9 protein-coding genes are annotated in these 14,704 nt (G+C 70.1%); 1 reads left to right on the top strand and 8 read right to left on the bottom strand.

What is annotated here, in order from left to right; all coding sequences use genetic code 11:
• Positions 1–104 precede the first annotated feature (104 nt).
• Complete coding sequence (locus ACWCRD_RS29225; RefSeq protein ID WP_450968748.1) at positions 105–5,318, bottom strand: family 43 glycosylhydrolase; 5,214 nt, start codon at positions 5,316–5,318, stop codon at positions 105–107.
• A 199-nt stretch (positions 5,319–5,517) separates the two neighbouring features.
• Here ACWCRD_RS29225 and ACWCRD_RS29220 point away from each other — a divergent pair, with 199 nt between their 5' ends.
• Positions 5,518–6,933 (top strand): phytoene desaturase family protein, encoded by a 1,416-nt coding sequence (locus ACWCRD_RS29220; RefSeq protein WP_450968747.1) that lies wholly within the window; start codon positions 5,518–5,520, stop codon positions 6,931–6,933.
• 18 nt (positions 6,934–6,951) lie between these two features.
• Here the strand turns inward: ACWCRD_RS29220 and ACWCRD_RS29215 are convergent, their stop codons facing one another.
• The 7 genes from ACWCRD_RS29215 to ACWCRD_RS29185 form a co-directional block, all read right to left on the bottom strand.
• Positions 6,952–7,653: a gamma-glutamyl-gamma-aminobutyrate hydrolase family protein gene (locus tag ACWCRD_RS29215; RefSeq protein WP_450968746.1), complete on the bottom strand. Its 702-nt coding sequence runs from the start codon at positions 7,651–7,653 to the stop codon at positions 6,952–6,954.
• On the bottom strand, positions 7,650–9,140 hold the full coding sequence (locus tag ACWCRD_RS29210; protein ID WP_450968745.1) for an aldehyde dehydrogenase: 1,491 nt from the start codon (positions 9,138–9,140) through the stop codon (positions 7,650–7,652). Before ACWCRD_RS29210 ends, ACWCRD_RS29215 begins: the two co-directional genes overlap by 4 nt.
• Complete coding sequence (locus ACWCRD_RS29205) at positions 9,140–10,630, bottom strand: APC family permease (RefSeq protein ID WP_450968744.1); 1,491 nt, start codon at positions 10,628–10,630, stop codon at positions 9,140–9,142. The genes ACWCRD_RS29210 and ACWCRD_RS29205 overlap by 1 nt, the downstream gene beginning before the upstream one ends.
• 164 nt (positions 10,631–10,794) lie before the next feature.
• Positions 10,795–11,397: a TetR/AcrR family transcriptional regulator gene (locus tag ACWCRD_RS29200; protein ID WP_450968743.1), complete on the bottom strand. Its 603-nt coding sequence runs from the start codon at positions 11,395–11,397 to the stop codon at positions 10,795–10,797.
• Between the two features lie 42 nt (positions 11,398–11,439).
• The gene (locus ACWCRD_RS29195; RefSeq protein ID WP_450968742.1) at positions 11,440–12,285 is read right to left on the bottom strand and encodes a fumarylacetoacetate hydrolase family protein; all 846 of its coding nucleotides are present in this window, start codon (positions 12,283–12,285) and stop codon (positions 11,440–11,442) included.
• Positions 12,286–12,295: 10 nt separating this feature from the next.
• On the bottom strand, positions 12,296–13,231 hold the full coding sequence (locus tag ACWCRD_RS29190; RefSeq protein ID WP_450968741.1) for a 3,4-dihydroxyphenylacetate 2,3-dioxygenase: 936 nt from the start codon (positions 13,229–13,231) through the stop codon (positions 12,296–12,298).
• Complete coding sequence (locus ACWCRD_RS29185) at positions 13,224–14,690, bottom strand: aldehyde dehydrogenase (RefSeq protein WP_450968740.1); 1,467 nt, start codon at positions 14,688–14,690, stop codon at positions 13,224–13,226. Before ACWCRD_RS29185 ends, ACWCRD_RS29190 begins: the two co-directional genes overlap by 8 nt.
• Between the last annotated feature and the right edge of the window lie 14 nt (positions 14,691–14,704).

The following is a 14,704-nucleotide window of genomic DNA, read 5'->3' as shown; positions in this document are numbered from 1 at the left end:
GACCAGGATTGATCGGTCAACCAACGGAATCCGTCCGCTGGTTGACAAGGGGGCCCGAACTGGTTGCGGTTCCCCGCGCCCCTTTGGGCGCGGGGAGTGTGCGCCTAGTGCCGGTGGTCTCCGATCCTGACGGTGCCGGTGGTCCTCGTACCGTCCTGGTTGTCGTAGACGACGTCGCCGGTGGACTTCCTCCAGATCCTGATGCGGTATGTGTCCGGGCTGTCGGTGGCGGTGATGCGGAACGCGTAGCCGCCGTGGCCGTCGACCGTGCCGGAGCCCTGGTAGACGGCCCGGGAGCCGGTGATCACCAGCCAGTCGGAGCCGGTGGAGCGGAAGGTGAGCTTGGCGGCGCCGAAGACGAACACCGCCTCCCCGGTGGGGGTGGTGGCCCCCTTTCCGTACCGGGCGCCGAAGGTGAACGCCGCCTTGCCGGTCAGCCCCGGCCTGGCCGGGAAGGCGCCGGCCGGTGACGTGATCGTGCCGGCGCCGAACGCCGGACCGGCGCCGCGGTCGTAGACGATCACCTCGGGGAGCGTCCTGCTGTCCGTGCCCCCGTCGTCGTCGGAGACGGTGATCACCGGGCGGTGGATGCCCGCCGTGGCGTAGCGGTGCTCGGCGCGGCAGGCGTCACCGGAGGCGGTGAGCCGGCCCGGTGTCGGTGTGGTGCCGTCCTTCCAGTCGATGGTGCAGGTGTGGCTGTCGGACGTGCCCGGATCGGTGAAGGCAGCGGTGACAACCACAAGCTTCCCGACCGGAGTAGGGGTCGCGGGGCCTGTCGCCGAGGTGATCGACGGGGCGGCGTCGGAGACCGTGACCGTCGTGGTGTCGGTGCTGCGGCCGCCGGTCAGGGTGAGCTCGAAGGTGCCGTTGTCGGTGCAGGTGACGGTGGTGCGGGCCGAGCCCGGGTCCGCGATCGTGCAGGGTGCACCGGTCTCCACCGTCCACTTGGGCGTGCCCGCACCGGAGATCGTGCCGGCGAGCGGGATGGCGTCGCCCTCGATGCCGGTGGCGTCCGGGCCCGCGTGGACGATGGTGACCGGGTCGATGCTGGTGAGCGTCGGGACCACCTTCTCGATCAGACCGTCGGAGTCGAACTCCATCTTGTCGATGGTGGTTTCACGGTGGGTGCCGTCTCCGCCGGGGATGGCGAACCGGTGGTAGGCGATGTACCAGTCGTCGGTGTTCGGGACGTGTACGACGCTGTGGTGGCCGGTGCCCTTGATGCCCTGGGAGAGGTCCTTCGAGAGGATCACGCCCCGCTTGGTCCAGGGGCCGGTGGGGGAGGGGCCGGTGGCGTAGGCGACCCGGTAGTTCTCGTCCCGGGTGTCGTTCTCCGACCACATGAAGTAGTAGGTGCCCTTGCGCTTGATGACGAAGGAGCCCTCGTTGTAGCCGCTCGGGGTGATGTCCTTGACCTTCGAGGTGTCGATGGAGGTCATGTCGGCGCCCAGCGGCACGACATACGCATGGCCGTTGCCGAAGTACAGATACGACTGGCCGTCGTCGTCGGTGAAGACCGCGGGGTCGATCATCTGTCCGCTGAAGTCCCCCGCCTTCAGCAGCGGCTTGCCCAGCGCGTCCTTGAACGGGCCCGTCGGCGAGTCGGAGACCGCGACGCCGATGTTCGCGTCGGCGCAGAAGTAGAAGTAGTACTTCCCGTCCTTCTCGGCGATGGTCGGCGCCCAGGCCCTGCTGTCGGCCCAGGAGATGTCCGGGCCGAGGTCGAGGATGACGCCGTGGTCCTTCCAGTGGACCAGGTCGGTCGAGGAGTACGCCTTGAACTGCGTACCGCTCCAGCCGTCGAAGCCGTCGGTGGTCGGGTAGATGTAGAAGGTGTCGCCGAAGCGGACGATGTTCGGGTCGGCGTTCAGGCCCGGCAGCACCGGGCTTTTCATCACGACTGCTGAGACCGTCCAGTTGCGCTTCTTGCCGTCGGAGCCCGTCACCTCGTACGTCACCGGCTTGCTGAAGTCCTGGACGCTGCCGGAGGCGGGGCTGATCGCCGCGCCGTGGGCCAGGGTGAACTCCGGTGCCAGGGACGTGAGATCGGTGCCTTCCTTCATCGGCAGCGTGATCCTGCTGTCGGCGTTGTCGATGATCGCGTCGACCTTCAGATCCGGGTGCGTCGCCTTGGCGATGCCCGCCGTGTTGCCGCTGAGCTCCATCACCTCAGTGGCCGACAGGGCCCGGTCGTAGATGCGGAAGTCGTCGACCTCGCCGCCGAAGTACGGGTCGGCCGAGTACAGGGACCGGCCGATGTAGCCGCTGTAGTCCTTGTTCGCGTCGTACAGCTCCGACGGCTTGATGCTGGTCGTGGTGCGGGCCGCCTCGATGCCGTCGACGTAGAGGACCATCGTGCCGGTCGAGCCGTCGAGGGTGACGGTGACGTGCCGCCACTCGCCGGGCGTGAGCTGTGAGCCGGCCGTCAGTTTCGACTCCGCCGACCAACTGGCCTTGGTGATCGCCGAGTAGAGGCTGGAGCCGCCGTTGGAGGGGGTGGCGAAGAGATACTTGTTGCTGTCCGGACCGAGCCCGAACAGCCACTGGAAGCTGCTGCCGCCCTTCCACTTGGCATACGTCGACACGGTCACGCTGTCGGCGTCCTTCAGCACCCCGTTCGGGATCTTCACATACGGCGAACTCGACGCGTCCCCGGACATCTTGAACGAGCCGCCCGTCACGCCCGTGCCGAAGTCGGGCGTGTGGACATAGGTGCCGTGGTAGCCGTGTCCGCTGGAGTCGTGGGCGATGTTGCCGCCCGTCTCGTCGAAGTCGTAGTGCAGGAGCAGGTCGGCCGGGACGTCGGCACCCTCCTCCGACACCGTGACCTCGGCCTGGACGGGGAGGGCGGTGCCGTCCGGCAGGCTGCCGGTCACGGTGAAGGTCCCGGGGTTCGCGTAGGCCGAGGCCGGGACGTCGTCCCAGGTGACGGCGACGGGCCGGTCGACGCCGTCGGCGTACTTCGCGATCACGGTGGCCGGCAGGACCGGCGCCTGACCGGTCTTCGTCTTCACCTTCACGCCCTCCACGCCCTCCACCAGCTGGTCGGGCTGGTAGGCGCGCAGCAGACGGTCGTACTCGGCCTGGGTGACGGGCAGGACGGTGCCGTGGCGCGGCTTGGCCGGCAGGTCGTAGCCGGTGGACGGGGTCCAGTTGCCGGAGGCCAGGTCCGTCGTCTCGAACGGGATGTAGCCGCGGCCGCCGAACTCGTCGAGGAAGGCGTACCACTTGTCCTCGGTGTTGGACTTGAACACCAGAGGACCCTCGGCCGCGCTCATCGCACCCTTGCCGATGCCCTCGGCGACCGGGTCCCAGGAGCCCAGGATCGAGTCGCTCTTCTCCTCGAAGATGAACTTGCTGTTGGGGGTGGAGGAGGTGTTGTTGCGCTCGTCCTTGGACAGGCGGTAGTACGTCCCGTCGTGCTGGATCATCGTGGAGTCGATGACCGAGTAGCCGCGGTCGATCCACACCTTGGGCTCGCTGAAGGTGTAGAAGTCGCGGGTGGTGGCGTACATCATGCGGTTGTACGTGTCGCCGCCGTGCTCGGCGTTGTCGTACAGCTTCGAGGCCCAGAAGACCACGTACTCGCCGCGCTTCGCGTCGTAGAAGGCCTCCGGCGCCCAGGTGTTGCCCGCGCTGTCGGGGGAGATCTTCACCAGCCGCTGGTTCGTCCAGTGCACCAGATCGGTGGACTCCCAGATCATGATGGACTTGCTGCCGGTGCGCTGGGCGGCGTCCCAGTCGCCGTTGCCGTAGATCCTGAGGTCGGTGGCGATCTGGTAGAACTTGTCGCCCTCGGGGGAGCGGATGATGAACGGGTCCCGCAGGCCCTTCTCGCCGAGCGTGGAGGTGAGGACGGGCTTGCCGTCGTTCAACTCCCGCCAGTGCAGCGGGTCGTTGCCCTTGCTGAGGGCGTTGTAGATCTGTTCGCCGTCGGCCGTTCCCTCGCCGGTGAAGTAGCTGAACATGTAGCCCTTGAGGGCAGCCTTGGCGGGCAGTTCGGGCACGTGTGCGGTGAAGGTGCGGGTTGCGGTCGCCGTGCCCTTGGTGACGGTGGCGGTCAGCTCGACGGTGGTGGCGCCGTCGCCGTGCGCGGGGCGGTGGACGACACCGTCGGCGGAGACGACGTCCGGGTTCGCGGAGGACCAGGCGACCTGAGTGGCGTACGAACCGCTCGCCGGGAGGGTGAGGTTGCCGCGTGCGTCGTCGAGGTTGTGGACGGTCAGCGCGTCGGCGGCCTGCCGGGTGGCGGTGGCGTCGTCGAAGTCGGGCAGGACGGTCACCTCGAAGGTGCGGGTGTCGGTGACCGTGCCCTTCTTGAGGGTCGCCGTCAGCGTGGCGTGGCCGTCCGGTGCACCGGCGGCCGGGCGGGTCACCTTGCCGGAGTCCGAGACGAGGGCGGTGTTGTCGCTGGCCCAGCTGATCGTGGAGCCGCCCGCCGTACCGGTCTTCGGCAGGTCCAGGTCGGCGGTGACGGCGCTGGTGTCACCGAGGCTCAGGGCCGCCTTGTCGTCGGCGACGCCCTGCGTGTCGACGGGGAGGGCGAGTTGCTGGACCTCCGAGCCGGCCAGTGCGCGGTCGTATACGCGGAAGTCGCGGATACGGCCCTTGAAGAGCTTGTCGCCCGAATACACGGACTTGCCTATGTAGTTGGCGGTGGTGGTGCCGGAGCCGATCGCGCCGGGGGTGATCGTCACCGACGTGTTGCGGCCCACCTCGACGCCGTCCTCGTAGAGCACGCCGGTGGCGCCGGTCTGGGTGTAGGCGAGGTGCTTCCAGACCGCGCGGGTGAGGTTGTGGGAGTCGGACGGCTTCGTGGTCTGTTCCGTCGACCAGTTGCCGCTCGCCACCGAGGTGCGCAGGGAATTGCCGGTCGTGAACAGGTAGCCGTTGCCGTTGCCGCCGCTGGTGTTGCCGAAGCCGTAGAGGAAGTACGGCGTGCTCTGCGCGGAGTCGAGGAGCACGTCCAGGGAGACGGTGATCGAGTCCATGCCCTTCATGACGTCGTCCGGCACCTTGATGTAGGTGTCGGAGCCGTTGAAGGCGAGCCCCTGACCGGCCGCCGACCAGTCGGCGGTGCCGTTCACCGTGCCGTCGCGGCCGTTGCCGGAGGCGTCACTCACGGTGGTCCCGGATCCGCCGTCGAGTTTGTACCAGAGGGCGAGACCGTCGGTGAGGCCGGAGGCCTCGGCCGTCGGTGACGCCTGCGCGGGGAGGGCGGGGCCGGCGAGGGTCAGGAGCATCGCGGCGGCGGTCAGTCCGGCGAGCCGGCCCGCCAGGCGTCTCGCGCGGCCGTGAAGTCGTGCGCTGTGCGTCATGTCGGGATTCCCTGCTGAGGCATGGCTGATGAGGGGGGAAAGGCTGGATGCGAGCAAGCGGGAGCGGGCCGACAGCGCATGCGCGGAGGGCCTGGTGTTACGTAGAGGTGACGTCGTGTTGCGAGAGTTTCAATCGGCGTCCTGTGGAGCGTCAAGAGGTTTCGAACGATGTGCGACAGGTCGAACGAAAGGAGTCGGGATGAATACGGCGACCGTCGTCGGTGCCGGGCCCAACGGTCTGGCCGCCGCCGTCGCCCTGGCCCGGGCAGGCCTGCGGGGCACGGTGCTGGAGGCGGCCGACACGATCGGCGGCGGCACCCGCTCCGGCGAGGCGATCGTGCCGGGACTGCTGCACGATTTCTGCTCCGCCATCCACCCCATGGCCGTCGGCTCCTCGTTCCTGAACTCGCTGGGCCTTGACCGGTACGGGCTGCGGTGGGCGTGGCCGGAGATCGACTGCGTGCATCCGCTCGACGGCGGCACGGCCGGGGTGCTGCACCGCTCGGTGACCGCGACCGCCGCCGGTCTCGGCGCCGACGGCCGGGCCTGGCGGCGGCTGTTCGAGGGCCCGTCGGCGGCGTACGACACCTTCGGCGACGACATCATGGGCCCGCTCGCACGCCTGCCCCGGCACCCGCTCCGCCTCGCCCGCTTCGGTGTTCCCGCGCTCGCCCCCGCCTCCCTGCTGGCGAAGGCGTTCAGGACCGAGGAGGCCAGGGGCCTGTGGGGCGGGGTCGCCGCGCACGCCTTCCACCCCCTGGAGCGGCCGCTGACCGCGAGCATCGGGCTGGGCATCGTCACCGCGGGCCACTGCTACGGCTGGGCCGTGGCCGAGGGCGGCTCGCGCCGCATCACCGACGCGATGGCGGCGCTGCTGCGGGAACTCGGCGGGACGATCGAGACCGGGGTACGTGTGCGGTCGCCGGCCCAACTCCCGGACGCGGACGTGACCTTGTGGGATGTGGCTCCCACCGCGCTGGCCGACATACTCGGCGATCTGCTGCCGCCCCGGACCGCCCGCGCCTACCGACGCTACCGCTACGGACCGGGTGCTTTCAAGGTCGACTTCGCGGTCGAGGGCGGAGTGCCCTGGCGCGCCGAGGCCGCACGGCGGGCCGGCACGGTGCACGTCGGCGGCACCTACGCCGAGATCGCGGCCGCGGAGCGGGACGTCCATGCCGGGCGGATGCCGCGGCGTCCGTTCGTCCTGGTCGGGCAGCAGTACCTGGCCGACCCGTCACGCTCGGCCGGCGACATCCACCCCGTCTGGTCCTACGCCCACGTCCCGAACGGCTACACCGGCGACGCCACCGCGGCGATCACCGCCCAGATCGAACGGTTCGCGCCCGGCTTCCGGGACCGCATCATCGGCACCGCGGTACGCACCACACCCGGCTTCGCCGAATACAACCCCAACTACGTCGGCGGCAACATCATGACCGGCGCCACGGACATCCCCCAGCTCCTCCTCGGAACCCACCTCACCCTGCAGCCCTACGACACCGGGGTCCCCGGCCACTATCTGTGCTCCGCGGCCACCCCGCCCGGCGCCGGCGCCCACGGAATGTGCGGAGCCCACGCCGCGGCCCGAGCCCTGCGGCGGCTGCGCCCGTGACGCCGGGTGTGTGAGGAGTCAGTGCACGTCCCGGGCCGCTCGTACCAGCGCATCGAAAAGCCCCTGCTGTGCGGTGTCCTCGTGGGCGGTGTCCTCCGGATGCCACTGAACGGCCGTGAACCACCCGCGGGCGTCGGGGAGTTCGAGTCCCTCGACCGTGCCGTCCGCGGCGCGTGCGGTGACCGTGAGCCCGGTGCCGGGGCGGTCCACCCGCTGGTGGTGGTAGCAGGACGCCTCCACTTTCTGCGCGCTCGTGACCTGCTCCAGCAGGGTGCCGGCCAGGACCGCCACCGGGTGCACGACGTGGCGGTGCTCGCGTTCCGGGCCGCCCATGTCCTGGTGCAGGGTGCCGCCGAGGGCGACGTTGACGACCTGGAGGCCACGGCAGACCGCCAGTAGGGGAAGGCCCAAGTGCAGGGTCTTACGGGCGAGTTCGAGGTCGAAGGCGTCCTGGAGGTCGTCCACGTCGTACACGGTGTCGTGGGTGTCGGTGGCGCCGTAGCGGTGCGGGGCCAGGTCGCCGCCCCCGGGCAGCAGGACGCCGTCGAAGCGGGCGAGCCGGGAGGCGACCTCGGAGTCCGCCGGATGGATGCTCACCGGTTCGCCACCGGCCCGCCACACCGCCTCGATCAACGCGCGGGCGTTGACCTCGGCGGCGTACCGCAGGGCGGAGGTGGTGGCGGCGAAGCGCGCGGGGATCGCTATCAAGGGGCGCGTCACAGCTGGATCCAGGTCGTCTTGAGCTCGGTGTACTTCTCGATGGCGTGCACGGACTTGTCGCGGCCGTTGCCGGACTGCTTCATGCCGCCGAAGGGCACGGTCAGGTCGCCCTCCTCGTAGCAGTTCACCCAGACCGTGCCGGCCTTGAGCGCCCGGGCGACCTTGTGGGCGGTGGACAGGTCGGAGGTCCACAGGCCGGCGGCGAGGCCGTACTCGGTGGCGTTGGCGAGCCGTACCGCCTCGTCCAGGTCGTCGAAGGTGAGGACGGACAGGACCGGCCCGAAGATCTCCTCGCGGGCCAGCCGCATGCCGGGGGTGACCTGCTCGAAGACGGTCGGCTCCAGGAAGCAGCCGCCGGTTCCGGTGAGGGTGCGGGAGCCGCCCGTGAGTAGCCGCGCGCCTTCCTCGCGGCCGGTGGCGATGTGGTCGAGGACGCGGTCCAGATGGGCTTCGCCGACCAGGGCGCCCATCTCGGTCGCCGGGTCCAGCGGATCGCCGACCCGCAGCTCGCGGGCCCGGGCCACGATGGCCTCGGTGACGCGTTCGGCGACGGAGGAGTGCACCAGCAGCCGGGAGGGTGCGGTGCACATCTCGCCCTGGTTGAAGAAGATGCCCCAGGCGGCGGTGGCGGCGGCCTTCTCCAGGTCGGGGGCGTCCGGGAGGATGATGTTCGGTGACTTGCCGCCCAGCTCCAGCCAGACGCGCTTGAGGTTGGAGTCGGCCGCGTAGTGCAGGAAGCGGCGGCCGACCGCCGTGGATCCGGTGAACGCCAGGACGTCCACATCGGGATGCAGTCCGATCGCCCGGCCTGCCACCGGTCCGTCGCCGGTGACGACGTTGAGCACGCCCGGCGGCAGCCCGGCCTCGGTGGCGAGCCGCCCCAGCAGCAGGGCGGACAGGGGTGAGTTCTCGGACGGCTTCAGGACGACCGTGCAGCCCGCGGCCAGCGCCGGAGCTGTCTTCCAACTCGCCAGTGTCAGGGGGAAGTTCCACGGTACGACGGCGCCCACGACACCGGCCGGCTCCCGGGTGACCAGGGCGAGGGCGTCCGGGGCGGTGTGCGGTGACTCGTCGGTGAGTTTGTCCGCCAGCTGCCCGTACCAGCGGAAGGTGTTGATGGCGGCACGCAGTTCGATGTCGTGCGCGTCCGTGATCGGCTTGCCCATCTCCAAGCTGATGGTCAGCGCGAGCTTCTCCCGCTGCTCTTCGAGCGGTTCGGCGATGCGTAGCAGGATCCGGCCGCGGTCGGCGGGCGCGAGGCGCGGCCACGGGCCGGTGTCGAAGGCCCGGCGTGCGGCGGCCACGGCCAGGTCGACCTCGGCGGGCCGGGCGTCGGCGATCTCGGCGAGGACCTGTCCGTCGCGCGGCGCGACGACGGCGAACGCGGTGCCCGCGCCCGGTTCGTCAGCACCGTCGATGTGGTGCTGGGTGGGCAGTTCCAGATCCTTGGCGCGACGCAGCAGGTCGTCGTGGGCGAGGGGCGGCATCAGCTGTCCTCTCCCTGGTCCTGGGGGTTTGCGGAGGGTTCGGACCGTTGCCGGTTCCGGGTCAGCCGCGCCGCGGCCAGTCCCAGGACCAGCACCGCCGGGACGGAGAGCTGGAGCCAGACGGCGGTGGTCTGGTCGCCGCCGATGAGCGTGGTGAAGTTCTCGATGATCAGCCAGATCCCGCCGGCGATGCCGAGCGCGCCGAGAACCGGTGCGACGAGGGTGTTCCAGGCCCGGGTGTCGGCCCGTGAGCGGCGGAAGAAGACGACCACGGAGACGGAGGTCAGGAAGTACAGGAGCATGATCCCCAGGACTGCGACGCCACTGAACCAGGAGAAGAGCGTCAGCACCGGGTCCTTGCCCAGCAGCGCGAACGGCATGACCAGGGCCACCGCGATCACCGTCTGGACGATCCCGGCCGCCCAGGGGGAGTGGCGCCGGTTCAGCGCGGTCAGCCGGTGCGGCAGCAGCCCTTCACGGCCCAGGGAGAACAGGTAGCGGTTGGCGGAGTTGTGGAACGCCAGGATGCCGGCGAACAGCGAGGTGGCCAGCAGGACGGGCAGCACATCGCCGGTCCATGCGCCGAACTGGGCAGCGATGGGTGCGAAGACGAAGGATGTGGCGTCGCCCGACGCCAGCGCCTTGCCGGCCTGTGCGGTCGCCCTGGACGCGCCGTGCGCGGAGATCAGCATCCACGAGGTGAAGGCGAAGAAGCAGGTGATCACCGCGACCGCCAGATAGGTGGCGCGCGGGACCGTCTTGCGGGGCTCCCGGGCCTCCTCGCCGTAGATGGCGGTGGCTTCGAAGCCGATCATCGACGCCACGGCGAACATCAGCGCCACGCCGGGGGCGCCCTGGAGCGCGGCGTGGGGGGAGAAGCTGTCGCCGAAGCCGAGCCCCTCGGGGCCGCCGCCCTTGAAGAAGGTCACCAGGGCGAAGACGGTGAGGATGCTGAACTCCGCCAGCACGAACACGGCCAGGACCTTGGCACCCATCTCGATCCCGGCGGCACCGAGCACCTGGACGACCGCCATGGTGACCAGCGTGCAGACCCACCATGCGACGTGTACGTCCGCGTAGTGCTGGATGAGTCCGCTCACCGTCGCGCCGTGGAGCCCGTACATGGCCGCCTGGACGGCGCAGTAGGCGAGCAGGGCGACCCCGGCGCTGCCGGAACCGGTCGAGCGGCCCAGGCCCTTGCCGATGTACATGTAGAAGGCGCCGGCGTCCACGACATGGCGGCCCATGGCGACGAAGCCGATGGAGAACAGCAGGACCACGAGCCCGGCCGCGAGATAGGCGGCGGGGGTGCCTGCGCCGTTGCCGATGGCGACGGCGATCGGCACCGCCCCGGCGATACCGGTCAGCGGTGCCTGGGCGGAAAGGACGAAGAAGAGGATGCCCAGGACACCGAGGGAATCGGGCTTGAGCCTGCCGGTCACGGATGAATCCTGCGCGCTGTGCGGGGAGAGGGCCGTCTGACTGTCCACTCGGATCACCTGTCGGGGACGGGAAGGGATGGTGGTTCGTTTAGGGTCAAACGAGTTGCTTCATGGTGGGCTGGAACTATCCGTTTGGCAAGGGGGTGGGCGGAGTTTTCCGGTCAACGGCAAAAGGCCCCGGGAAACCCCCCGGGGCCTGGAAAAAGCGCAGCTCAGGAGTCGGCGTCGAGGAGCCTCAGCAGGGCGCGCAGTTGCTCCAGGGCGGCGTCAGTGACGTCCGGCTCGCCGAAGACGAGCTGGTGCAGCACCAGGCCGTCGAGCGCGGCGAAGACCAACCGGGTCATCGCCTGGTCCGCGCCGGCCGGCAGCATACGGTTCAGCTCGCGCCGGGTGGCATCGAAGTACTCGTCGTACAGTGCGCGCAGCTGCGGCAGCAGCTCCGGCCTGCGGCGCGCCTCGAGCAGGAGCTCGTACTGGAACGCCTGGATGCCGGGATCCGCCGTGACCATGTCGGAGAGCCCGGTCGAGAAGTCCGCGACCTTGCCGGTGCCCGGTTCGAGGGCGCTGGTGCTCAGCGAGGTGCGGATCGTGTGCGCGAGCGCCTCCTCGATCAGCGCGTCACGCGAACCGAAGTGGTGCACGACCAGCCCGTGGGTGACCCCGGCCTCCTCGGCGACGGCCCGGTAGGTGAGCTTGCGCAGTCCGCCCCGGGCCACCACGCGCACGGCCGCGTTCAGCAGGGCCTCGCGCCCCTCGCCGTACTGCAGGCGCTTGCGTGACGGTCGGCCCTTCGGGGCGTCTGCGGACTCGGTCATGCCCGTGACCCTACCGGTATCGCTGAGCAGCCCTTTTGGGAGTCAGCGCCGGGGCGGCCGGATCCCGCGGAACTCCCAGTCGCCGCCGAGCGCGGTGGACAGCACCTCCTCGGACTCGGTGGGCTGGGCGCCGACGTCGGAGCGGATCGGGGCAGGCCCGGTGACGATGTGGTTGGTGAGGCGGCCCAGACCCTCGACCTCGACCTCCACGACGTCGCCCGGCTGTACGGGGCGGGAGTTGGCCGGGGTGCCGGACAGCAGCACATCCCCCGGATACAGGGTGATGGTGCGGGCGATGTCGGCGACGAGATAGTGCATGTCCCACTTCATCTCGTCGGTCGAACCGTCCTGGACCACCTCGCCGTCGACATACGTCCGCAGGGTCTTGCCGTGGAAGTCCCAGTCGGTGACCAGGCCGGGGCCGAGTGGGCAGAGGGTGTCGGAGCCCTTGACACGGAGCATGGAACCGGCGTCGGTGTCGCGGAAGTCGTGCAGGCCGTAGTCGTTGGCGATCGTGTAGCCGGCGATGTACTCGCCCGCCTCGGCCGGGGAGATGTTCCGGGCGGTCCTCCCGATGACGATGGCGACCTCGCCCTCGTAGTTGAGCCATTTGCAGCCCTCGGGGCGGACGACCGCGCCCTGGTGGGAGTTGAGCGCCGAGGTCGGCTTGTGGAAGTAGGTGGGCGTGTCGGGCAGGTCGATCCGGAACTCGTCGACGCGGCTGCGGTGGTTGAGGTGGACCGCGATCACCTTCGACGGCACGACCGGCGGCAGGTGCTGCGCCTGTTCGGTCTTGATGCGGCGGCCGTCCCCGGCGACGAGTTCGTCCCCGTCGACGGTGACCTGGACGGCGGCGCCGTCGAGGAGGATGCGGCGGTATTCGGGCATGGCGGCCTTCCTAAGGGCGTCGGTGCGGGTGGTGGGGCGCGGCTGTCACGGGTGCTCCCGTGCCGGTCCAGCCGTCGGCCGGGCGGTCGAACCACAGGTGGACCTGGCCGGTGCCGACGGCGTTCTCGTACTCGCCGTACTGGCGGGCCCTGGCGGTGCAGGCCTGCTCGCCGAGGGCGCCCGCCATCATCAGGTAGTGGAAGAACCTCGCCTCCGGCTTGAACTTCCAGAACTCGTCCATGGTGTCGAGGACCTTGTCGTGCCGGCCCTCCTTGAACCAGCCGATGCGCTCGAGGTCGGCGGCGCGGGCCTCGGGCGTGAAGATGTGCGCCGGGTCGCTGGCCTCGTGGTCGCGGATCTCGCGCAGCGGCCAGAACGTGTGCGACAGCGCGCCGGAGGCGATCAGCAGGACGCGCCGGCCGGGCGTGGCGGCGATGCCGTCCGCGAGGGCGCGCCCGAGCCGCAGATGGTCCTCCATGTCGCCGGTCTGGCACACCCCGATGGTCACCCACCGCTTGTCCGGCAGCCCTTCGCCGAGGAACTTCCAGAGGTTGATGGTGGCGTAGTAGATCGGCAGGTAGTCGTCCTCGATCGCGGTGATCCAGGTGCCGTGCCGGTCGGCGAACTTCTCGATGCTGCGGGCGAGTTCGGGGTCGCCGGGAAAGTCGTACGGCATCCGGCACATGCCGCGCGGCAGCTCTTCGGAGGTGAACAGCCCCGCCCGGCGCGGCTGCGCGGTGACGACGAACTCGACCGTGGTCGCCCAGTGGGAGTCGAGGACGACGACGGTGTCGTAGTCGTCCCGCTCGAAGATGTCACGGCGGAGTTCCCGAAGCCCGGAGACGAGAGTGATCTCCTTGCCCTCGTTGAGCTCCAGCCGGTCGGCCTCGGGGAGCACGATGGTGGGGACGTGGGCGAGCAGCCCGGCCCCGACGATCTCACCCATGGTTGTGCTCCCATCCCTTCGGGGCGGTCACGGTGTTCTTCAGGTCGCAGTAGAAGTCGAAGCTCCAGGTCCCGCCCTCGCGGCCGACACCGGAGAGCCGGGAACCGCCGAAGGGCGCCTGCAGATCGCGTACGAAGAAGCAGTTCACCCACACCGTGCCCGCGACGAGCCGGGCGGAGACGCGGTCGGCGCGCTCGCGCGAACCGGTGGCCACGGTGGCGGCCAGCCCGAAGCGGGTGTCGTTGGCCAGCCGGAGGGCCTCGTCCTCGTCGGCGAAGGTCTGCAGCGTCAGGACCGGGCCGAAGACCTCCTCCTGGACGATCTCGCTGTCCTGTCGGACACCGGTGAGCAGGGTCGGCGCGTAGTACTGGCCGTCCCTCCGGTGGCCGCCGATGACCGCGCGGGCTCCCGCTGCGAGCGCCCGCTGCACGAAGCCGTCGATCTTCTCCAACTGCCGGGGGTGGATGTTGGGCCCGATGTCGGTGCCCTCGTCGCGCGGGTCACCCTGCTTCAGTGCGGTCGCTTTGTCGACGAAACGGCGGGTGAACTCATCGGCCACCGACTCCTCGACGAGCAGGCGCGTCGCGGCCAGGCACACCTGCCCGGCGTTGTCGTACTGCTCCACCGCCAGGTCGACGGCGAGGTCGAGATCGGCGTCGGCGAACACCAACAGCGGTGATTTGCCGCCCAGTTCGAGGCTGAGCGGAGTGAGGTTGGCCGCAGCCGACTCCGCGATCCGCCGGGCGGTGGGAACGGATCCGGTGAAGCTGATCCGGCGCACGTCCGGGTTCGAGGTGAGGGCGTCGCCGATCTCCGAGCCGTAGCCCTGCACGACGTTCAGGACACCCGCCGGCAGCCCCGCCTCGGCCGCGATGTCGGCCAGCAGCGAGGCGGTCAGCGGAGACCACTCGGCGGGCTTCAGGACGACGGTGTTGCCCGCGGCCAGCGCGGGCGCCACCTTCCAGGTCGCCAGCATCAGCGGCGCGTTCCACGGGGTGATGAGGACACACGGACCCGCGGGGTCCCAGCTCACGTGGTTCGTGTGGCCGCGCGTCTGGAAGTCCTCGTGATCCAGCTTCAGCAGCCAGTCGGCGAAGAAGCGGAAGTTCTGCGCCACCCGGGGCATCACGCCCCGGCGGTGCGAGCGCAGCAGGGCGCCGTTGTCGGTGGTCTCGACGACGGCGAGCTCTTCGCGCCGCTTCTCCACACCGTCGGCGACGGCATGCAGAATGCGGGCGCGTTCGGCGCGGGGAGTGGCGGCCCAGGCGGGGAAGGCGGCCTTGGCGGCGGTGACTGCGGCGGCGGCTTCGGCGGGTCCACCGCGCGCGATCTCGCCGAGTGCACTGCCGTCTGTCGGCGAGATGTCGGTAAAGGTGTCGGCGGAGGCGAGTCGCTCACCGCCGATCCAGTGCCGGGTGTCGACGGCGACCCCGGCGACAGTGATGCGGTGCTCGGTCATGTCCGGTCTCCAAG

The sequence above is a fragment of the Streptomyces sp. NPDC002092 genome, from assembly GCF_053593775.1.
Note: the sequence above shows the minus strand (reverse complement) of the source record. Positions and strands in the feature narration are given on the sequence as shown.